The organism is Bradyrhizobium sp. ISRA464 (assembly GCF_029910095.1).
Lineage (GTDB): Bacteria > Pseudomonadota > Alphaproteobacteria > Rhizobiales > Xanthobacteraceae > Bradyrhizobium.
On record NZ_CP094526.1, the window covers coordinates 651363 to 671448 of the forward strand.

Here is a 20086-nt window from a genome sequence, read left to right on the forward strand (position 1 = left end):
TTCGCCGGGTGATGGAAGGTACGTAACCAACCAACCCCGGATTTCGCTTCGCTGCATCCGGGCTACGGAATTATTGCTTCGGCAGTTTTGCCTTCAGCGCATAGAGCGCCTCCAGCGCCTCGCGCGGCGACATCTCGTCGGGATGCAGCGCCTTCACTGCTTCCACCAGCAAATCCGCCTCGCTCGGCGGCGCGTCCTCAGTGGCGGCGCGGGAGGGCACGGCGAACAGCGGCAGGTCGTCGACCAGCGCACGCGCGGTCTGGCCGCGGTCCTGTGCTTCCAGTTTTGCCAGCACCGATTTGGCGCGCGCGATCACGGCGGGCGGCAATCCTGCAAGCTTCGCGACCTGGATGCCGTAGGAGCGGTCGGCCGAGCCCGGCAGCACCTCGTGCAGGAACACGACGTCGCCCTGCCATTCCTTCACGCGGACTGTGGCGTTGAACATCCGCGGCAGCTTGGCCGAGAGCGCGGTCAGCTCGTGATAATGCGTGGCGAACAGCGTGCGGCAGCGATTGCTCTCGTGCAGATGCTCGATCGCGGCCCAGGCGATCGAGAGCCCGTCGAAGGTCGCGGTGCCGCGGCCGATCTCGTCGAGGATCACCAGCGACCGCTCGCTCGCCTGGTTGAGGATCACGGCGGTCTCGACCATCTCGACCATGAACGTGGAGCGTCCGCGCGCCAGATCGTCGGCGGCGCCGACGCGCGAGAACAGGCGATCGACGATGCCGAGCCGCGCGCGCGACGCCGGAACGAACGAGCCGATCTGCGCCAAGAGCGCGATCAGCGCGTTCTGGCGCAGGAAGGTCGACTTACCGGCCATGTTCGGGCCAGTGATCAGCCAGAGCTGGCCGGCCCCCATCCTACCCTCCCCCGCTTGCGGGGGAGGGTAGGGTGGGGGTACCGGCGACAGATCGCAGGCATTGGCGATGAACGGCTGGCCGTCGCGCTTTAGCGCCTGCTCGACCACCGGATGACGTCCACCCTCGATGGCGAAGCCGAGCGAGCCGTCGACCTCGGGCCGCACGTAATTATCGTCAACGGCGAGCTTGGCCAGCGCGGTCGCGACGTCGAGCATCGCAAAGGCATGCGCGGCGTTTCGCAGATCGTCGCTGGCGGCGAGCGCCATCGCGCTCAGCCGATCGAAGATCTCCAGCTCGAGATTGAGCGCGCGCTCGCCGGCATTCGCGATCTTGGCCTCGGTCTCGCCGAGCTCCGATGTGGTGAAGCGGATCTGTCCGGCCAGCGTCTGGCGATGGATGAAGGTGGCGTTCAAGGGCGGCGCCAGCAGCTTGTCGCCGTGCTGGGCAGTGACCTCGACGAAATAGCCGAGCACATTGTTGTGCCGGATCTTCAGCGTCTTGATGCCGGTGTCCTCGGCGTAGCGCGCCTGCATCGCGGCGACCACGAGGCGCGAGGCATCGCGCAGGTTCCGGCTCTCGTCGAGCGCGGCTTCATAGCCCTCGCGGACGAAGCCGCCGTCGCGCTTGATCAGCGGCAGTTGCTCGCTCAATGCGCGGGAAAATTCCTGCGCGAGATCGCGCGAGGGCCGGCGCAGCGCCGCCATCACGGCGGCGATCTCGGCCGGCGGATTATCGAGCTGCGCCAGCAGCTCGAGCGCCTGGTCGGCGGCCAGGATGCCGTCGCGCAGGCTGGCAAGGTCGCGCGGGCCGCCGCGGCCGACCGAGAGCCGCGCCAGTGCGCGCGACATGTCGGGCGCCGCGCGCAGCACGGTTCTGACGTCTTCGCGCGCGGCGCTGTCGGCGACGAAGGCCGAGACGGCGTCGAGCCGCCGCGCGATCACGGCAACGTCGGTCAGCGGTGCGGCAAGGCGCTGCGCCAGCAGGCGCGAGCCCGCCGCAGTGACAGTGCAGTCGATCGCATCGAGCAGTGAGCCGCGACGTTCGCCGGCGAGCGTGCGCGTCAGTTCGAGATTGGCGCGGGTCGCCGGGTCGATCGCCATCGTGGTGCCGGCGGCCTCGCGCGCCGGCGGCGACAGCGGCGGACGCTTCCCCACCTGGGTGCGGTCGATATAGGTCACCGCGGCGGCCGCGGCGGTTGCCTCCAGTCGCGACATCGCCGAGAGGCCGTCCATGGTCGCGACCGCGAAATAGTCGCACAGCCGCCGCTCGGCGGTGGCGCTGTCGAACACGTCGCGGGTCAGCGGCGTCACCGACGGCAGCTCGCGCAAGGTCGGCGCAAGCTCCGTGTCGCTATAAAGCGCATCGGTGACGATCGCCTCGTTCGGGTTGATGCGCGCCAGCGTCGCCGCAAGTTCCGCGGTCGAGCACTCCGTCACCATGAATTCGGAGGTCGAGATGTCGATCCAGGCAAGCCCGAGCCGGTCGGCGCCGGCCGAACCGCGGGCACGGGCGATCGCGATCAGATAGTTGTTGGTGCGGGCGTCGAGCAGCGTGTCCTCGGTCAGGGTGCCCGGCGTCACCAGCCGCACCACGCCGCGGCGGACCACGCTCTTGTTGCCGCGGGCGCGCGCCGCCGCCGGATCCTCGGTCTGCTCGCACACTGCGACGCGATGTCCGGCGCCGATCAGGCGATGTAGATAATCCTCGGCGCGTTCGACCGGCACGCCGCACATCGGGATGTCCATGCCCTGATGCTTGCCGCGCTTGGTCAGGACGATGCCAAGCGCCTTCGAGGCGATCTCGGCATCCTCGAAGAACAGTTCGTAGAAGTCGCCCATCCGGTAGAACAGCAACAGCCCGGGATGGGCCGCCTTGATTTCCAGATACTGTTCCATCATCGGCGTGACGCGCGACGGCGCCTCGGCGGGAGCAGATTCGGGCGGAACGGGGATGGACTGCTGGATTGTCATCAGAGCGTTTTCGAGAGAAGTGGGCACCGGTTCGCGTGAAGAAAACGCGTCCAAACAAGAATCTGGTGCCCGGTTCTGATCTCATCAGAACCGACCGGGCTCCAGAACGCGGAAGCTACAAAATTTCGCCGCGCGGTCCTATCCGAGAGAACGGGGTTTTCCACCCTCTCCACGGCCCAGATAGAATAGCCCTCACGGTAATGCGTGCATGGCGCGCAGGCGCATCAATTGACCTGCCGCGGGCACACTCCTAAAACTCACCTCAAGTTCCGGCCTATCCAGCGCCTAAGCCACGGCATTCAGGGAGAGATTCAATGCGTGATGTGTTCATTTGCGATGCCGTCCGGACTCCGATCGGCCGTTTCGGCGGTTCGCTCGCCAAGGTCCGCGCCGACGATCTCGCCGCGGCCCCGATCAAGGCGCTGATGGCGAAGCATCCGACGCTCGATTGGTCTGAGGTCGACGAGGTCTTTTTCGGCTGCGCCAACCAGGCCGGCGAGGACAATCGCAATGTTGCGCGCATGGCGCTGCTGCTCGCCGGCATGCCCGATTCGGTTCCCGGCCAGACCTTGAACCGGCTCTGCGCCTCCGGCCTCGATGCGGTCGGCGCCGCGGGCCGCGCCATCCGCGCCGGCGAGATCGATTTCGCGATCGCCGGCGGCGTTGAATCGATGACGCGCGCGCCCTTCGTGATGGGCAAGGCGGCGGAAGCGTTCTCGCGCTCGGCCGACATCTACGACACCACGATCGGCTGGCGCTTCATCAATCCCCTGATGAAGGCGCAGTACGGCGTCGATGCGATGCCGGAGACCGGCGAGAATGTCGCGGAAGAATTCCAGGTGTCGCGCGCCGATCAGGACGCGTTCGCGATCCGCTCGCAGCAGCGCGCAGGCGCGGCTATCGCATCGGGTTATTTCGCCGAGGAGATCATCCCGATCCAGGCGCCCGGCGGCAAGGCCGGTCCCATCACCGTCGACAAGGACGAGCATCCGCGCCCCGAGACCACGCTCGAGGGTCTCGCCAAGCTGCGGCCGATCGTGCGCAATCCGGGCACGGTGACCGCAGGCAACGCCTCCGGCGTCAATGACGGCGCGGCTGCGATGATCCTCGCCTCCGAGGCTGCTGTGAAGAAGCACGGCTTGACGCCGCGCGCGAAGATCCTCGGGCTCGCGTCGGCTGCGGTGCCGCCGCGCATCATGGGCATCGGCCCGGTGCCGGCGACCAAGAAGCTGGTCGAACGCCTCGGCATCAAGGTGTCGGACTTCGACCTGATCGAGCTCAACGAAGCCTTCGCCTCGCAGGGCATCGCCTGCCTGCGTCAGCTCGGCGTCAAGGAAGATGCCGATTTCGTCAATCCGCATGGCGGCGCGATCGCGCTCGGCCATCCGCTCGGCATGAGCGGCGCGCGGCTGGCGCTGACCGCCGTGCACGGCATGGAGAGGCGGGGCGGGAAGCTTGCCTTGGCAACTATGTGCGTCGGCGTCGGCCAGGGCGTTGCGGTCGCGATCGAAAAGATCAATTAGGCCAATGGCTTGGAAGGGCTGAAAACAGCCCTTCCCCGAATTGGTTATGTCCTATAATGATCTTCGGCAGGGCTCGCTGGCATGCGGGCCCACGGAGGAATTTGCCATGACCCTTCAATATCCGCTGCAGTCGCTCGCAGCGCATCCGGCGCGGTTGTCACCGGCCTATCGCTCCACGATCAAGCGCGCGCCTTCGAAGCCGTTGATCCCGATGCGGCATACACTCTCGGAGTTGACCGGCCCGGTCTATGGTCATGAGACCGTGCGCGAGCACGACAACGATCTCACCATCCAGCACAAGGGCGAGCCGCTCGGCGAGCGCATCATCGTGCACGGCTATGTGCTCGACGAGGATGGCCGCGGCGTGCCCGACACGCTGGTCGAGCTGTGGCAGGCCAATGCCTGCGGCCGCTACATCCACGTCGTCGACCAGCATCCGGCGCCGCTCGATCCGAACTTCACCGGCGCCGGCCGCACCCAGAGCGACGCCAAGGGCTACTACAAGTTCATCACCATCAAGCCCGGCGCCTATCCCTGGGGCAATCATCACAATGCCTGGCGGCCCGCGCATATCCACTTCTCGGTGTTCGGCCCCTCCTTCGTCTCGCGGCTGGTCACGCAGATGTATTTTCCGGGCGACCCGCTGTTTCCGTTCGATCCGATCTTCAATTCGGTGACCGATGAGAAGGCGCGGGCGCGGATGATCTCGTCGTTCGATCTCGAAAACACCAAGCCGGAATGGGCGCTCTGCTACCGCTTCGATATCGTGCTGCGCGGGCGCAACGCCACGCCGATGGAGACCAAGTAACGTGTCGAACCAGCGTCCCGATGGCATCACGCCGTCGCAAACCGTCGGCCCTTATTTCAAGTACGGCCTGACGCCGAACGGCGAATATGCGTGGAACGACGCCTTCACCAACAACCTGCTGACGCCCGACGTCTCCGGCGAGCGCATCCGCATCGAGGGCAAGGTCTATGACGGCGACGGCGCCGTGATCCCGGACTGCATGCTGGAGATCTGGCAGGCCGATGCCCAGGGCCGCTTCTCCGATCCGCAGGACAAGCGCGCGCTGCCGAATTCTTCCTTCAAGGGCTTCGGCCGCTGCGGCACTGATGCGAGCGGCGCTTACGCCTTCGACACCATCAAGCCGGGTGTGGTGCCGGATCCCGACGGCAAGCCGCAGGCGCCGCACATCCTGCTCGCGGTCTACGCGCGCGGCATGCTGCTGCATCTCTACACGCGGATCTATTTCGACGACGAAGCCGGCAACGCCAGCGATCCGGTGCTGGCGCTGGTGCCAGAAGATCGTCGCACGACCCTGATCGCCAAGCGCAAGGCGGGTGCGGGCAACGTCTACACGCTCGACATCCACCTGCAGGGCGACAACGAGACGGTGTTCTTCGACGTCTAGCGACGCCGTCGCGAACTGCGCCTGCCACGGCGCGCCATCGGCCGCGCACACGAATCCAGCCCTAAGCGTCCCCCAAAATCCGCTGCGCGCCTTCGCAGCGGATTTCGCTTGACTATGCGTGATCAGTTATATAACGTATATGTTATATAATCGATATGGAACTAAGCATGGCCGACCTCGACGCCGCCTTCTCCGCGCTCGCCGACCCGACCCGCCGCGCGATCCTGGCGCGCCTCGCTTTGGGCGAGGCGACGGTGATGGAGCTGGTCGAGCCGTTCGACATGACCCAGCCGGCGATCTCCCGTCATCTCAAGGTGCTCGAGCATGCCGGCCTGATCGTGCGGCGGATCGAGGGCACCAAGCGGCCATGCCGGCTCGCGCCAAAGGCGGTCGCCGAGATCGATCAATGGCTCGGAATGCTGCGGCGTGCGCTGGAAACCAATTACGACCGGCTGGACGGAGTGCTGGCCGCGATGAAGCCTGAAAAGTGAAAGGTCCCACATGAGCAAGCTGGCGCTGAAGACTGAAGGCGACCGCCATGTCGTCGTTGTCAGACGTTTCAAAGCTCCGCCCGAGGCGGTGTACCGCGCGCACACCGAGCCCGAGCTGCTGCAGAAGTGGCTGCTCGGCCCGGAGGGCTGGACCATGCCGGTCTGCATCAGCGAAGCGCGTCCCGGCGGCAAGATCCGCTACGAGTGGACGGACGGCAAGGGCGGCGGATTTCACCTCACCGGCGAATATCTCGAGCTCGAGCCCTTCAGCCGCATCGTCCATGTCGAGCGTATGCATCTGCCCGATCCGACGCCGGACAATCATGTCGAGACCCGCTTCGAGCCCGACGGCAGCGGCACCTTGATGACGATGCGGATGACGCTGCCCGATGCCGAGACGCGCGCAGCGATGCTCGCGACCGGTATGGAGCATGGCATGGAAGCGAGCTATGCTCGGCTCGACGGCATGAGCTGAAAGCTTTCGCATTCGAGGGACGATGCGCGACCGCTTCCTCACGGGTCTGATTGGATATCCGATCGCGCATTCGGCCGCGCCCGCGATGCATGAGCAGGCGGCTACCGTGCTCGGCGTTCACTGCCACTACCAGCTGATCGAAGTGGCGGCCGCCGGGCGCGACGATCTGCGCGCCATGCTCGACGGCGTCAGGCGCCTCGGCTTTGCCGGCGTCAACGTCACCTTTCCCTACAAGGAGGCCGTCGTCGAGCTGCTGGACGAGCTGACGCCGGACGCGCGCGCGATCGGCGCGGTCAACACCATCGTCGTCGACGGCCCGCGGCTGGTCGGGCACAACACCGACGCGACAGGCTTTGCACGCGCGATCGAACCGCTGCTCGCGACTACGCCACGCGGCGCGATCGCGCTGATCGGGGCCGGCGGCGTCGGCAAGGCGATTGGCTTCGCGCTCGCCGGCCTCGGCGTTGGCGACATCAGGATCTTCGATGCCGAACCCGCCAGAGCCGCGCAGCTTGCCCGCCAATTGCAGGGCGGCGTCGCGGTTCGCAGCATCGCGGCCGCGGTCGAAGGCGCCGCTGGGCTGATCAATGCGACGCCGGTCGGCATGCTGCCGAGCCTTGCGTCGCCGGTGCCGGATGAGTTGCTGCATCCATCGATGTGGGTCGCCGACGCGGTCTACACTCCGCTCTGGACGCCGCTGCTCACCGCGGCGAAGGCCACGGGCGCCGCCGTGCTGACCGGCCGCGATCTCGCGATCAACGCCGCCGCAGATGCGTTCGCCCTGTTCACGGGGATGACGCCGTCGCCGGATGTCATGGGAATTGCATTCGACGCGGTGATGGCGAAGCGCTACGCTTCGCCGGCGTGACGCAGAGGCGTTCCCATGGCGAAAATCAGGATCGGTCTGACCGGCTGCGGCTTCGTGTCGGAGCTGCATATGGTTGCCTACCGGCGCGTCTACGGCGTCGACGTCGAGGTGAGGGCGGTCGCGGCGCGTGGCGATCACGTCGTCGCGTTCGCGCGCAAGCATCAGATCCCGACCACCTATCGCAGCTTCGCCGAGCTCGCGGCCGACCGTGAGCTCGATGTCGTCGACATCTGCACGCCGCCCAATTTGCACGCCGCGATGATCGTCGCGGCGATGCAGGCCGGCAAGCACGTGATCTGCGAGAAGCCGTTCAGCGGCTATTTCGGCCGGGACGGCGACAGAGAGCCGATCGGCAGGCATGTGCCGAAGGCGCTGATGTACCAGCGCGTGATGGAGGAGATGGAGAAAACCCGCCCCGCGATCGAGCGAACCGGGAAGCTCTTCATGTATGCCGAGGACTGGATCTATGCCCCGGCCGTGACCAAGACCGCGGAGATCATCCGCGCGACAGGCGACAAGATCCTGTTCATGAAGGGCGAGGAGAGCCATTCCGGCTCGCATGCGGCGCACGCCGCGCAATGGGCGATGACCGGTGGCGGCTCGCTGATCCGCATGGGCTGCCATCCGCTGTCGGCGGTGCTCTATCTCAAGCAGGTCGAGGCCCGCGCGCGCGGCGAAACGATCACGGTTGCGAGCGTCATCTGCGACGTCGGCAACGTCACCGCCGGCCTCAAGCCGGAGGAGCGCGCCTATATCAAGGCCAATCCGGTCGACGTCGAGGATTGGGGCACGCTGACCTTGACCTTCTCCGACGGCACCAAGGCGACGGTGTTCTCCGGCGACATGATCATGGGCGGCGTACGCAATCTGATCGAGACCTACACCTCCAGCGGCTCATTGTTCGCCAACATCACGCCGAACACGCAGCTAGTGAGCTACCAGACCTCTGAGGAGAAGCTCGCGTCCGTCTACATCACCGAGAAGGTCGATCGCAAAACCGGCTGGCAATATGTCTGTCTCGAGGAGGAATGGACCCGCGGCTATTTGCAGGAGATCCAGGATTTCATGGAATGCGTCGCGACCGGCCGCCAGCCGCTCGCCGACCTCGCGCTGGCCTATGAGACGACGAAGGTGAACTACGCCGGCTATTGGGCGGCGGATGAGGGCAGGCGGGTGATGTTGTGAGATATCTCGAGAGAAGGCGTCGGTAGTGCCCCTCTTCCCTTCTCCCCTTGTGGGAGAAGGTGGCGCGCGTAAGCGCGTCGGATGAGGGGTTGTCACCGCAAGCGTAAATCGCGAGAGAGTCACGCGTGGAGAGAGACCCCTCACCCGGCTTCGATGCGCTGCATCGAAGCCACCTCTCCCACAAGGGGAGAGGGTGCGACTGCCGATGCGGCCGCAATCTCCGACCCTACGCCGCGTAGATCGAGCTCTTCGGCAGCGGGAACACCGGATCCTGTGTCCTTATGTTGGTCGGCCACACCACCGAGATGTGCTCGCCGGCGTTCTGCATCACGACCGGCGTCGAGCGCTCGTTCTGGCCGGCCAACGGCGTGCCCGGCGGATAGAACTTCACGCCATAGCCCTGGATGGTGCCGCCGGGCGGGATGTCGACGTCGAGCGCCGCCTTGCGGATCGCTTCCGGATCGAAGCCGCCATATTTCTCCTTGGCGACCGGCAGCACGTTGTTGAGCAGGATCCAGGTTTGGTTGAAGCCCATCGAGCAGTGCGGCGGCACATCGGTCGCGTTGGTCTTCGCCTTGTAACGCTCGACCATGATCTTGGTGAGATCGCCGACCCCCGGCGCCAGCTTGGCGGGATCGAGCAGCTGCGCCGGCACCGGATCGATGTTGCAGAAATTGTCGATGTCGGCGCCGAAGGTCGCGCGCAGCTTGTCGAGCTGGCTGTAGCCCGCGCCGGCGCCGAACAGCATCTTGAACTTCAGTCCGCTCTCGCGCGCCTGGCGCAGGAACAGGGTGATATCGGGGTTGTAGCCGGCGTGCGAGATGATGTCCGCTTTCGCGCGCTTCAACTTGGTCACCAGCACGGAGAGATCGGGCGCTGAGGCCGAATAGCCTTCCTTGAGCACGATTTGCAGCCCGGCCTGCTTGGCAAACGTCTCGTCGGCGGCGGCGACGCCGACGCCATAGGGGCCGTCCTCGTGGATCAGCGCGACCTTGACGTCCTTCGGCTCCATGCCGAGCTTGGCCTTGGTGTGCTCGGCGAGGAAGCCCGCAAAGGCCTGGCCGTACTGATCGGAATGGATCTGCGCACGGAAGACATATCGCAGGTTCCGGTCCTTGAAGACCGCGGTCGAAACCGCTGTCGTGATCCAGAGAATCTTCTTGTGCTGCTCGACCTTGGCGGCGAGGGGCACCGCGTGCGCGCTGGAGTACACGCCCGCGATGATGTCGAGCTTCTCCTGGTTGATCAGCCGCTCGACCTCGTTGATGGCGACGTCGGCCTTGCTCTGGGAATCGACCTTGAGGGTGGCGACCTTGTACTTGCCGCCGATGCCGCCGCGCTCGTTGCAGAGCTCGATCGCGATGTCGGTGCCAACAGATGAGGCGACCGAGCCTCCCGCCGCGAATGGGCCGGTCATGTCATAGACCGAGCCGATGCGCACCGTTTCGGCCTGAGCCTGCGCGCGTGTCCAATCGAAGCTGAAGGCAGCGGCGGCAGCCGCAGACGTCTTCAGCAGCGTCCTGCGTGAAGTCGGCATAGTGTCCTCCCCTTGCAATCGTCATTTTTGACGGATTTTTGCTTGTTTTTTGAGAAGTATTGGGAGCGCGCGGCGGAAAGTCAACGCGATTGCGGTGCGTCCCGTCTCGTTCGTTAGGAGGAGCGTTGGGCTTGCTAAGCTGTCATCGCCCGGCTTGACCGGGCGATCCAGTATTCCAGAGACAGTTGTGATTGAACCGATAAGCCGCGGCGTACTGGATCGCCCGCCTTCGCGGGCGATGACACGGAAAAGGAGGTCTGGCCGTGCGATCGGGGCGCGGACGACGGCTTCTACTCCATCACCGCCGCATGGTCCGACGGCCCGGACTGGTTGCGCAGCGTGGTCTTGGTCGAGCTGATCAGGATCGCCAGCGGCAGCGAAACCAGGATGAAGATCATCATCAGCTGGTAGTCGTGCGCGAAGGCGATGATCTCCGCCTGCAGCTTGAGCATTACGTCGGCCAGCGCGCGTCCGGTGTCGGTGTTCAGGTTGAGCTTGGCGGCGACGTCGGGCATCTGCAGCGCGTGGTTGAACGGATTGATGTGCTCCGACAGGATCGCGTAGGTGCGGCGGCTGCCCTGGGTCAATTCGGCGGTGACCAGCGAAATGCCGATCGAGCTCGCCATGTTGCGCACCAGCGTCAGCATCGAGGTGCCGTCGGTGCGCAGATAAGCGGGCAGCGTCAGGAACGAGGCGGTGGAGAGTGGCACGAAGACGAGGCCGAAGCCGAAGCCCTGCACGATGTTCCAGGTCACGATCTCTGGCACGCCGGTCTGGTCGGTCCAGCCGCTCATGTAGAACAGCGAGATCACGATCAGCGCGAGGCCGGCGATGATCAGCGTACGCGCCTCGATATACTTCATCAGGCGGCCGACCATCATCATCGCAACCAGGGTGCCGCTGCCGCGGGTCGCCAGCAGCAGTCCGGCGGTGATGATCGGATAGCCGATCACGTTCTGCAGGTAAGGCGAGGCCAGCGCCATGGTCGAATAGAGCGACAGCGAGATCACGATCATGAAGACGCTGCCGGTGACGAAGTTCTTGTCCTTGTACAGCGCGAACTGCACGAAGGGGCTCGACGTCGTCAGCGAATGCGCGAAGAAGTAATAGAAGCCGACGCCGGAGATGATGAACTCGGCGATGATCTCGTTGGATTCGAACCAGTCGAGCTGCTCGCCGCGGTCGAGCGCGAGCTGCAACGCGCCGACGCCGACCGCGAGCGCGATGAAGCCGAACCAGTCGAACCGCCGCGTCCGGTCCTGCTTGGTCTCGTCCATGAAGATGATCTGGCCGAGCACCGTCAGCAGTCCGAACGGCAGGTTGACGAAGAACACCCAGTGCCAGGAATAGGTTTCGGTGAGCCAGGCGCCGAGCGAGGGGCCCATGATCGGGCCCAGCATCACCCCCATGCCCCAGATCGCCATCGCGGTGGCGCGTTCGTGCAGCGAGTAGGAGTCGAGCATGACAGCCTGTGACAGCGGCACCAGCGCCGCGCCGAACACGCCCTGCAACAGGCGGAACAGCACCATCTGGTTGATGTCCTGTGCGAGCCCGCACAGCACGGAAGCGATGGTGAAGCCGGCCGAGCAGATGATGAAGATGCGCTTGCGTCCGAAGCGGTTGGCGATCCATCCCACCGGCGCGGTCATGATCGCGGCCGCGACGATGTAGGAGGTCAGCACCCAGTTGATCTGGTCCTGCGAGGCCGACAGCGAGCCCTGCATGTAGGGCAGGGCGACGTTGGCGATGGTGGTGTCCAGCGCCTGCATGATCGTCGCCGTCATGGCGCAGACCGTCACCATGTTCCGGCGCAGGCCGGGGACGGCGGATGGCAACGGCTCGGTCATTCAGTTCAGTCCTGTTCTTGCGATGAAGTCACCTCTCCCGCTCGCGGGGGAGGTCGGTGCGCGCGGCGCGCCGCGTGGGGGTTCTCTCCACAGTGTGACTCGTGGAGGGAGCCCCCACCCCAACCCTCCCCCGCAAGCGGGAGAGGGAGCGCATTGTCTTCGCGGTCGCCGGTGCGACCCAATCAACCTTAGTCCTGCTGGGCGGACGCCGGCGCGAGGCCGAGCAGGCCGGCCAGCGTGCGGCGGTGGTTGGTGTCGATCGTGGCGTAGACACTCATGCCCGCCTTCAGCTTTTTGACAAACGGATCGTCCTTGTCGAAATAGATGCGCACCGGCACGCGCTGCACCACCTTGACGAAGTTGCCGGTGGCGTTCTGCGGCGGCAGGATTGCGAACTGCGCGCCGGTGCCCGGCGAGAGCGAGCCGACCGTGCCCTTGAACACGTGGTTGGGGAAGGCGTCGACGTCGAGCGTGACCGGCTGGCCCACCGCGACATAGGTGAAGTCGCTTTCCTTCGGGTTGGCGTCGACCCAGGGATTATCGACGTCGATCACGGAAAACACCGGCGAGCCCGCGGCGACGAAGCGGCCGAGCTGGATCTGGTCGACCTGGGTCGCAACGCCGTCCATCGGCGCGCGCAGCACGGTGTGATCGAGGTTGCGCTGCGCGTCGTCGAGCTTCGCCTTGGCCTGGGCGTAGGGCGGGAATTGCTCGATCGGAAGGTCGACATTGCCGAGCAGCTGCGTCCTGGCGTTGGAGATCTGCTGCCGGATGTACTGCGCGAGGCTCTCGGCGGTGACTTGCGCGTTCGCCGCATTGTCGAGGTCGAGCTGGGAGCCAAAATTCTGCTTGGCCAGCGTCGACTTGCGTTCGACGTCGCGCTTCTTCAATTCGATGCTCTGCTGGGCGAATTCGAGCATCTTGGTGTTGATCTTGATGTTGTCGACCAGGTTGTCATAGGTGGTCCTGGTCTGGTCGAGCGCCGCCTTGGCCTGGGCGACCGCCAGGCGGAACGGCACCGGATCGATTTCGAACAGCTCGTCGCCCTTCTTGACGTGCTGGCCTTCCCTCACGACGATCTTGTCGATCTTGCCGGAGATCTCCGGCGTGATCAGCACCTTCTGTGCGCCGACATAGGCGTCGTCGGTGCCGACATAGCGGCCGCCATTGAGATAGAACACGACGCCGCCGATCACCGCTACGATCGGCAGCACCACCAGCAGCAGCGTGCGGCGACGGCGCCGCAGGCGGGTCATCAGGCTGCGGCGCGGCTTGCGGGTGATCTGTTCGGGCGCGGGCGTTTCCGGATTGCTCTTCTGCTCGGGTGCCAGCTTGAGGACGGTTTCAGCCATAGCGCTGTTCCTTTCGGGAGGAGTCGCTGGCTGGGCTTTGGATGGCATTGCGAACGTTTTCCTTGATCGATTCGAGTTGGCTGAGCAGGCGATGCGCATCAGTGGGATTGATGCCCTCGAGCGCAGTCGTCGTGAGTTCGGAGCGGAGGCCGGCGAGCTTGCCGAGCAGGGGGTGCGCGGCCTTCTTCAGATAGAGGCGGTTGACGCGGCGGTCGTTTTCGTCGCCGCGGCGCTCGATCCAGCCACTGTCGCAGAGCTTGTCGATCAGCCGGGTCAGCGTGATCGGCTGGATATCGAGCTGCTCGGCGAGCTCGGTCTGCTTCAGGCCCTCATTGCGCTCCACCTTGGTCAGGACGGCCCATTGCGCGCGGGTGATGCCATAGCGCGCGGCCTCCTTGTCGGCGTAGACGCGGATCAGCCGGAACACCTCGCCAAGCGTAAAAAGGAAATTGGTCTCCACGGACCCGGGCATGCTCCTGCCTCCATAAGCTTGGGATATAATAAGCTTGCTTATTAAATCTGCATGCTAGGTTAACGGAGGGCTGCTCCGCACTGCACACATGGCTGGAGGGGCGGGACGGCCGGCGCGGGCTTTGGGACCGGGCGCAAAAATGTTACGTTTCGGATCAAATGAGCCTGGCCAAGCCGACATTCCCCGCGCCCGATCACGATCACGGCCGTTGCGCCGCTGACGCGATGACCCATGCCGAGCAGGTGTGCGCCCGCCGGGGGCAGAAATTCACCCCGATCCGTCGCCAGGTGCTGGGGGCGCTGCTGGCCAGCCACCGCCCGCTCGGCGCCTATGAGGTGATCGACGAGCTCGCCAAGTCGATGCCGCGGCCGGCGCCGATCACCGTCTACCGCGCGCTCGACTTCCTGATGGAGAACGGCCTCGTCCACCGCATCGAGAGCCGCAACGCCTTCCTCGCCTGCGCGCACGACCATGACGAGACCTCGATGGTGGCGTTCCTGATCTGCGACCATTGCGGCTCGGTCGGCGAAATCCCCGCCGCACCCGTCGCGCAAAGCCTCACCGCGGCGGCGCGGGCCTCGGGCTTCATCCCGAAACTGTCCGTCGTCGAGATCGCCGGCACCTGCGCGCATTGCCAGAAATCGTAGTGGCTATGCGATTTGGGCCAACAATCACCGCGAAGACGCTGCGCCCCCTCTCCCGCAAGCGGGGGAGGTGAGTCGGCGATCCCAATAAGTCACAGAACAACACGGCATCAAGCCGGCCTCGAGGAAACGTGTCGACGCAAGCGATCACCACCAACGCCGCAAGACCAGTCACCGCCGGGCACGGGCTGCCGCCCGGCGCCATCGCGATCATGCTGATGCTGTGCGTGAGCTGGGGCTTCAATCAGCTCGCGGTCAAGCTCGCGCTGCCCGATGTGCCGCCAATGCTGCAGGCGATGATCCGCTCCGCCGGCGCGCTGCCCGTGATGCTGATCGTCGGCTGGATGCGCGGCGTGAAATTTTTCGAACGTGACGGCACGCTGCTGCCCGGCCTTGTCGCCGGGCTGATGTTCGGGGTCGAGTTCGTGCTGATCTTCACCGGGCTGGTGTTCACCTCAGCCTCGCGGGCATCGGTCTTCCTCTACACCGCGCCGTTCTTCGTCGCGCTCGGCTCGCACCAGTTCCTCGGTGAGCGGCTCAGCGCTGTGCAGTGGAGCGGGCTGGCGTTGAGCTTTGCCGGCGTCGCGCTCGCGATCGGCGTGCCGCAGCCCAATGTCGACGCCAAGGTGCTGCTCGGCGACCTCCTGGTGGTCGGCGGCGGCGTGCTGTGGGCGGCGACCACGCTGGTCGCCAAGGGCACCAACTTGCGCAAGGCCGCGCCGGAAAAGGCGCTCGGCTATCAGGCGGCGGTGTCGGTTCCGATCCTCGCGCTCGCCTCCTGGATCTCGGGCGAGCACATCACGCACATGCCGAGCGCGTTGTCGATCTCGCTGCTCGTCTATCAGGCGATCTGGGTGGTGGGCTGCACCTTCGTGATCTGGTTCGCGATGGTGAAGACCTATTCGGCGAGCAAGCTCTCGGCCTTCACCTTCATCACGCCGCTGTTCGGCGTGGTCGCGGCCTATTTCATCATGCACGACACGCTGACCGCCGTGTTCGGCGTCGCCGCGCTGCTGGTGATTGCCGGGCTCTATCTCGTCAACAAGCCCGATCCGAAGGTGACGCCGGATCCGAACGTCCCGGCGTGACTTGAGTGAGGCTGAGTTCTGTCCCCGTCATCCCCGCGCAAAGGCTACGCCTTTGTCGCTGGGAGGTGCTCGCGAAGCGAGCCTCGAAGGATGCACGGCCCGGCCGGTGGCCGTCGTGCTTCGAGACGCGCGTTCCGCGCTCCTCAGCATGACGGGGAAGCAGCATGGCGCGGTGCGACAAATCAACCCGACGGACAATTTTTCGCTTCGCGTTTCACCCAACTCAGCGGTCTAATGCCTCCGTCTCACCCGCCTGAGGGGCGCTTCGCGATCGTCACGAGTGTTGCGGTGAGATGCGGTGGACGCCGAGCGTGTGACTGACGAGCATGCGTGAGGCGGACGGTGAAGTCGTGCAGGCCTGACGCCCTAGTGGCAGGTGTCTCATCAGTAAGGGACGAGCTCTCTCGCTGATGACGGTGACAAACAAGCCCAGTCTCGCCGGGGAGAGCACGTATAAGCCGTAAACCATCGCGCAGGGAAAGCCGGAGTGTTTTCCGGTTTCACCTGTGGTCCTACCTCCCGTGCTTTTTTCACTGCACGGGACCCATGGGTGCGATCGGCACCCGGCTTTCCCTGCGCCCTCTGATCAAGCGAGGGCGGAACGAGAAGCAAAACTCGGACAAATCATGTCGCGAGAACGCGGACGTACGTCATACACTATCGTCATGCCCCGCGAAGGCGGGGCATCCAGTACGCCGCGGCCCTTCAGATTGAACTCAAACGTCTCTGGAATACTGGTCACCCTCCTTCGCGGGTGACGACACCGGATGGATTCTGCGAATGACGACAGCCAACTGGGCTGATCACGTACTACCCCGTCTCGATCGGCAGCGACTCGTCCTTGGCCCATTCGCCCATCGAGCCGTCATAGAGCGTGAGGTTGTGATAGCCGAGCCGATGCAGTTGCAGCAGGTCGACGGTTGCGGAGATGCCGCCGCCGCAATAGGCGATGACGCGCTTGTCCTTGGTGATGCCCTGGGCTGCGAACACAGCCTCGGCCTCCTTCAGCGGCACGAAGGTCTTGCTCTTGGGATCGACCAAGGTCGCCGCCGGCACGCTGACGCTGCCGGGGATGCGGCCGGGCCGGCCGTAGCGGCTCGGCTCCAGACCTCTGAAGAATTGCGGCCCGAGCGCGTTGACAATCACGGTGCCGTGGTCGGCTGTCGCGGCGAGCACGTCGTGCTTGCCGACGAACAGGTCCGGCTTCGGCCGGGCCGTGAAGGTCGCGGGCGGATAGCCGCCGGCGAGCCCGGTCTCGATGTCGCGCCCCTCGGCGGTCCATTTGTCGATGCCGCCGTCGAGCACCGAGGCACGCTCGAAACCCAGCGCGCGCAGCATCCACCAGAAGCGGGTCGCCCACATCGCGGTGCCGATGGAATACAGCACCACGCGGCTATTGGCCGAGATGCCGTGGCGGCCGAATGCGGCCTCGAGCTGCGCGACCGGCGGCATCATGAAGCGCAGCGCGGTATGCGCATCGGAGAATTCGGCCTGCAAATCGAGGAAATTCGCCCCCGGAATATGCCCGGCCTCGAAGGTCTGCCGGCCCGAGACGACGATATAGGGGACGCCGCTGCCCGCAGGGGCCGGCTCCAGATAGGTGGTGCAGTCGAACAGGCGCAGCTCGGGGCGGGTGAGGATGTCGGCGAGTTCCGCCGTGGTGATCAGCTCGTTATGGTCGGCCATGTCACGTCCTCCCGGCATGTCTTAACGGGATGCTAGAGCATGATCCGAAAAAGTGGGTACCGGTTTTTCGCGCGACAGACGCCAGGCGTTTGCGCGAAGGTCATGCTCGAAACCAAAAGATGCGCCGGATCGCATGAAAAGCCGCGACTTTGCCCTTTGAATCACCCCAATCCGGCCCAATATAGCGGACCATGCCGGACTCCGCTGCATGGCTTGCCTTCAGCCCAATCGGCGGCATAAGCTATTGAATTCACACCGGAAACATGATCTTCGGCTGCGCGATTGCGAAAGCCCACCGTCCCCTTGGTGAATGTCACCAAAACCTGATATTCGAGGCGCCATGAACAAGCCCGAGATTTTGCCGCAAGACGACGTCGCAGGCCCCCAGCCGCGGCACCAAACCACCCAGGTCATGGTCGGTAACGTTGCCGTCGGCGGCGGCGCGCCGATCGTGGTGCAGTCGATGACCAACACCGACACCGCCGATGTCGAGGGCACCATCGCCCAGGTCGCAGCGCTCAGCCGCGCCGGCTCCGAAATGGTCCGCATCACCGTCGACCGCGAGGAGGCCGCCGCCGCCGTTCCGCATATCCGCGACGGCTTGCGCAAGCGCGGCATCACCACGCCGCTGATCGGCGACTTCCATTATATCGGCCACAAGCTGCTCGCCGAATATCCTGATTGTGCCGAAGCGCTCGACAAGTACCGCATCAATCCGGGCAATGTCGGCTTCAAGAACAAGCGCGACACGCAGTTCGCCGACATCATCGAGATCGCCAACAAGAACAACAAGCCGGTGCGGATCGGCGCCAATTGGGGCTCGCTCGATCAGGAGCTGCTCACCAAGCTGATGGACGAGAACACCGCCTCGCCCAACCCGCGCGATGCCCGGGCGGTGACCCGCGAGGCGATGGTGCAGTCGGCGCTGTTGTCGGCGGCCCGCGCCCAAGAGCTCGGCATGCCCAAGAACAAGATGATCCTGTCGGCGAAGGTTTCCGCCGTGCAGGATCTGATCGCGGTCTATCAGGAGCTGGCGCGTCGCTCTGACTATGCGATCCATCTCGGCCTCACCGAAGCCGGCATGGGCTCGAAGGGCATCGTGGCCTCGTCGGCCGCGCTCGGCATCCTTTTGCAGCAGGGCATCGGCGACACCATCCGCATCTCGCTGACGCCGGAGCCCGGCGGTGATCGCACGCTGGAAGTGCAGGTCGCGCAGGAATTGCTGCAGACCATGGGCTTCCGCACCTTCGTGCCGCTGGTTGCAGCCTGCCCGGGCTGCGGCCGCACCACCTCGACCACGTTCCAGGAGTTGGCGCGCTCGATCCAGGATTTCATCCGCGACGAGATGCCGACCTGGAAGACGAAATATCCCGGCGTCGAGCAGCTCAACGTCGCAGTCATGGGCTGCATCGTCAACGGCCCCGGCGAATCCAAGCATGCCAATATCGGCATTTCGCTGCCGGGCACCGGCGAAGCGCCGGCCGCGCCTGTGTTCGTCGACGGCAAGAAGTTCCGCACCCTGCGCGGCCCGACCATCGCCGCCGAGTTCAAGGCGCTGGTGATCGACTACATCGACCAGCGCTACGGCAACGGCGCCAAGCTGCCGGTGACGGCGGGCGCCGCGGAGTAAATTGCGGTGGCGGTAGCCCGGGTGGAGCGAAGCGAAACCCGGGGCACTGCTGCCATGCATGGGCTGATCCCGGATTGCGCTGCGCTCCATCCGGGCTACGATGTTTCGTAATCAAGAAACATCGGGAGACGCCCATGAGCTCACTGTCCGGCAAGCAGGGCCCGCGTTACCGGCAACTCGCCGACCAATCCGAGCCCTACGAGACCATCGGCGTCGAGAAATTGACGCCGATCATCGGCGCGGAGATCTCCGGCGTCGATATCGGCAAGCTCGTCGATGGCGATGCGCGCTCCAACCGCCAGATGGACGAGATCCATCGCGCGCTCGCCGAAAACCTCGTCATCTTCTTCCGCGACCAGCACATCACCCCGGCCCAGCATCTCGCCTTCGGCCGCAAGTTCGGCGAGCTGCATGTGCATCCGGCCGCGCCCAACGAGGGCGATCCGGCGCTGATGAAGATCTACGCCGACAAGGATTCGCCGCGCGCCAATGGCGAGGGCTGGCACACCGACGTGTCCTGCGATCTCGAGCCGCCGATGGGTTCGATCCTCTACATCAAGCAGTGTCCGCCGCGCGGCGGCGACACGCTGTTCGCCAACATGTATGCCGCCTATGAGGCGCTGTCGGACCGCATGAAGGCCTATCTCGACGGGCTCACTGCGCTGCATGACGGCGAGCAGACCTATCGCGGGCTCTACGCGAATTACGGCGTCGCCGACAAGCAGAGCTATCCGCGCGCCGAGCATCCGGTGGTCCGCACCCATCCGGTGACGGGCAAGAAGGCGCTCTATGTCAATCGCGGCTTCACCCGTCACATCATCGGCATCCCCCGCGACGAGAGCGACGCTGTTCTGGCCTATCTCTACCAGCATGCGGAGAATCCGCTGTTCCAGTGCCGCTTCCGCTGGACCGAGAACGCGATCGCGTTCTGGGACAACCGCTGTGCCCAGCACCGCGCGATGTGGGACTACTGGCCGCATACCCGCTCCGGCACGCGCGTGACCGTGAAGGGAGAACGGCCGGTGTGAGCCGTTGCGCCATCTACG

At 65.1% G+C, this 20086-nt stretch carries 17 protein-coding genes; 11 read left to right on the forward strand and 6 right to left on the reverse strand.

Annotation, left to right across the window (positions count from 1 at the left end; all coding sequences use genetic code 11):
* Positions 1-70: 70 nt before the first annotated feature.
* Positions 71-2830: a DNA mismatch repair protein MutS gene (gene mutS / locus MTX19_RS03045; protein ID WP_280985839.1), complete on the reverse strand. Its 2760-nt coding sequence runs from the start codon at positions 2828-2830 to the stop codon at positions 71-73.
* A 314-nt stretch (positions 2831-3144) separates the two neighbouring features.
* On the opposite strand from mutS, the gene pcaF reads away from it, so the two are divergent.
* From pcaF to MTX19_RS03080, 7 genes are all read left to right on the forward strand, one after another.
* The gene (gene pcaF / locus MTX19_RS03050) at positions 3145-4353 is read left to right on the forward strand and encodes a 3-oxoadipyl-CoA thiolase (RefSeq protein ID WP_280982383.1); all 1209 of its coding nucleotides are present in this window, start codon (positions 3145-3147) and stop codon (positions 4351-4353) included.
* A gap of 106 nt (positions 4354-4459) precedes the next feature.
* The gene (gene pcaH / locus MTX19_RS03055) at positions 4460-5161 is read left to right on the forward strand and encodes a protocatechuate 3,4-dioxygenase subunit beta (protein ID WP_280982384.1); all 702 of its coding nucleotides are present in this window, start codon (positions 4460-4462) and stop codon (positions 5159-5161) included.
* Position 5162: 1 nt separating this feature from the next.
* On the forward strand, positions 5163-5765 hold the full coding sequence (gene pcaG / locus MTX19_RS03060; protein ID WP_280982385.1) for a protocatechuate 3,4-dioxygenase subunit alpha: 603 nt from the start codon (positions 5163-5165) through the stop codon (positions 5763-5765).
* A 167-nt stretch (positions 5766-5932) separates the two neighbouring features.
* Complete coding sequence (locus MTX19_RS03065; RefSeq protein WP_280982386.1) at positions 5933-6256, forward strand: metalloregulator ArsR/SmtB family transcription factor; 324 nt, start codon at positions 5933-5935, stop codon at positions 6254-6256.
* Positions 6257-6266: 10 nt separating this feature from the next.
* A complete protein-coding gene (locus tag MTX19_RS03070) occupies positions 6267-6731 on the forward strand; it encodes an SRPBCC domain-containing protein (RefSeq protein ID WP_280982387.1) in 465 nt (154 codons plus the stop codon).
* Between the two features lie 22 nt (positions 6732-6753).
* Positions 6754-7599: a shikimate dehydrogenase gene (locus MTX19_RS03075; protein WP_280982388.1), complete on the forward strand. Its 846-nt coding sequence runs from the start codon at positions 6754-6756 to the stop codon at positions 7597-7599.
* A gap of 15 nt (positions 7600-7614) precedes the next feature.
* Entirely contained in the window at positions 7615-8784 is a 1170-nt protein-coding gene (locus MTX19_RS03080; protein WP_280985840.1) for a Gfo/Idh/MocA family oxidoreductase, read from the forward strand.
* 226 nt (positions 8785-9010) lie between these two features.
* On the opposite strand, the gene MTX19_RS03085 is transcribed toward MTX19_RS03080, so the two are convergent.
* From MTX19_RS03085 to MTX19_RS03100, 4 genes are all read right to left on the reverse strand, one after another.
* The gene (locus tag MTX19_RS03085; protein WP_280982390.1) at positions 9011-10321 is read right to left on the reverse strand and encodes an ABC transporter substrate-binding protein; all 1311 of its coding nucleotides are present in this window, start codon (positions 10319-10321) and stop codon (positions 9011-9013) included.
* A gap of 290 nt (positions 10322-10611) precedes the next feature.
* The gene (locus MTX19_RS03090) at positions 10612-12168 is read right to left on the reverse strand and encodes an MDR family MFS transporter (protein ID WP_280982391.1); all 1557 of its coding nucleotides are present in this window, start codon (positions 12166-12168) and stop codon (positions 10612-10614) included.
* A 188-nt stretch (positions 12169-12356) separates the two neighbouring features.
* Positions 12357-13520 carry an HlyD family secretion protein gene (locus MTX19_RS03095; protein WP_280982392.1) on the reverse strand — a complete coding sequence of 388 codons (1164 nt, stop codon included), beginning with the start codon at positions 13518-13520 and terminating at the stop codon, positions 12357-12359.
* Positions 13513-13992: a MarR family transcriptional regulator gene (locus tag MTX19_RS03100; RefSeq protein WP_280982393.1), complete on the reverse strand. Its 480-nt coding sequence runs from the start codon at positions 13990-13992 to the stop codon at positions 13513-13515. Before MTX19_RS03100 ends, MTX19_RS03095 begins: the two co-directional genes overlap by 8 nt.
* A gap of 158 nt (positions 13993-14150) precedes the next feature.
* Here MTX19_RS03100 and MTX19_RS03105 point away from each other — a divergent pair, with 158 nt between their 5' ends.
* Together MTX19_RS03105 and MTX19_RS03110 are read left to right on the forward strand one after the other, a co-directional pair.
* The gene (locus MTX19_RS03105) at positions 14151-14639 is read left to right on the forward strand and encodes a transcriptional repressor (RefSeq protein WP_280974501.1); all 489 of its coding nucleotides are present in this window, start codon (positions 14151-14153) and stop codon (positions 14637-14639) included.
* A gap of 143 nt (positions 14640-14782) precedes the next feature.
* A complete protein-coding gene (locus MTX19_RS03110; protein WP_280984676.1) occupies positions 14783-15724 on the forward strand; it encodes a DMT family transporter in 942 nt (313 codons plus the stop codon).
* Positions 15725-16534: 810 nt separating this feature from the next.
* On the opposite strand, the gene MTX19_RS03115 is transcribed toward MTX19_RS03110, so the two are convergent.
* Positions 16535-17410 carry a sulfurtransferase gene (locus MTX19_RS03115; RefSeq protein WP_280982394.1) on the reverse strand — a complete coding sequence of 292 codons (876 nt, stop codon included), beginning with the start codon at positions 17408-17410 and terminating at the stop codon, positions 16535-16537.
* Positions 17411-17750: 340 nt separating this feature from the next.
* Between MTX19_RS03115 and ispG the strand changes: the two genes are divergently transcribed.
* Both ispG and MTX19_RS03125 read left to right on the forward strand, forming a co-directional pair.
* Positions 17751-19040 (forward strand): flavodoxin-dependent (E)-4-hydroxy-3-methylbut-2-enyl-diphosphate synthase, encoded by a 1290-nt coding sequence (ispG, locus tag MTX19_RS03120; RefSeq protein ID WP_280982395.1) that lies wholly within the window; start codon positions 17751-17753, stop codon positions 19038-19040.
* Between the two features lie 134 nt (positions 19041-19174).
* Complete coding sequence (locus MTX19_RS03125; RefSeq protein ID WP_280982396.1) at positions 19175-20068, forward strand: TauD/TfdA family dioxygenase; 894 nt, start codon at positions 19175-19177, stop codon at positions 20066-20068.
* The last annotated feature ends 18 nt before the right edge of the window (positions 20069-20086 follow it).

What these genes read in the sequence shown, in the direction of transcription:
- MTX19_RS03065 (WP_280982386.1), top strand. Translation starts at nt 5,933, where the DNA reads ATGGCCGACCTCGACGCCGCCTTCTCCGCGCTCGCCGACCCGACCCGC.
- mutS (WP_280985839.1), bottom strand. Translation starts at nt 2,830, where the DNA reads ATGACAATCCAGCAGTCCATCCCCGTTCCGCCCGAATCTGCTCCCGCC.
- MTX19_RS03085 (WP_280982390.1), bottom strand. Translation starts at nt 10,321, where the DNA reads ATGCCGACTTCACGCAGGACGCTGCTGAAGACGTCTGCGGCTGCCGCC.
- ispG (WP_280982395.1), top strand. Translation starts at nt 17,751, where the DNA reads ATGAACAAGCCCGAGATTTTGCCGCAAGACGACGTCGCAGGCCCCCAG.
- MTX19_RS03100 (WP_280982393.1), bottom strand. Translation starts at nt 13,992, where the DNA reads ATGCCCGGGTCCGTGGAGACCAATTTCCTTTTTACGCTTGGCGAGGTG.
- MTX19_RS03125 (WP_280982396.1), top strand. Translation starts at nt 19,175, where the DNA reads ATGAGCTCACTGTCCGGCAAGCAGGGCCCGCGTTACCGGCAACTCGCC.
- pcaF (WP_280982383.1), top strand. Translation starts at nt 3,145, where the DNA reads ATGCGTGATGTGTTCATTTGCGATGCCGTCCGGACTCCGATCGGCCGT.
- MTX19_RS03070 (WP_280982387.1), top strand. Translation starts at nt 6,267, where the DNA reads ATGAGCAAGCTGGCGCTGAAGACTGAAGGCGACCGCCATGTCGTCGTT.
- MTX19_RS03075 (WP_280982388.1), top strand. Translation starts at nt 6,754, where the DNA reads ATGCGCGACCGCTTCCTCACGGGTCTGATTGGATATCCGATCGCGCAT.
- MTX19_RS03080 (WP_280985840.1), top strand. Translation starts at nt 7,615, where the DNA reads ATGGCGAAAATCAGGATCGGTCTGACCGGCTGCGGCTTCGTGTCGGAG.
- MTX19_RS03115 (WP_280982394.1), bottom strand. Translation starts at nt 17,410, where the DNA reads ATGGCCGACCATAACGAGCTGATCACCACGGCGGAACTCGCCGACATC.
- MTX19_RS03090 (WP_280982391.1), bottom strand. Translation starts at nt 12,168, where the DNA reads ATGACCGAGCCGTTGCCATCCGCCGTCCCCGGCCTGCGCCGGAACATG.
- MTX19_RS03105 (WP_280974501.1), top strand. Translation starts at nt 14,151, where the DNA reads ATGAGCCTGGCCAAGCCGACATTCCCCGCGCCCGATCACGATCACGGC.
- pcaH (WP_280982384.1), top strand. Translation starts at nt 4,460, where the DNA reads ATGACCCTTCAATATCCGCTGCAGTCGCTCGCAGCGCATCCGGCGCGG.
- MTX19_RS03095 (WP_280982392.1), bottom strand. Translation starts at nt 13,520, where the DNA reads ATGGCTGAAACCGTCCTCAAGCTGGCACCCGAGCAGAAGAGCAATCCG.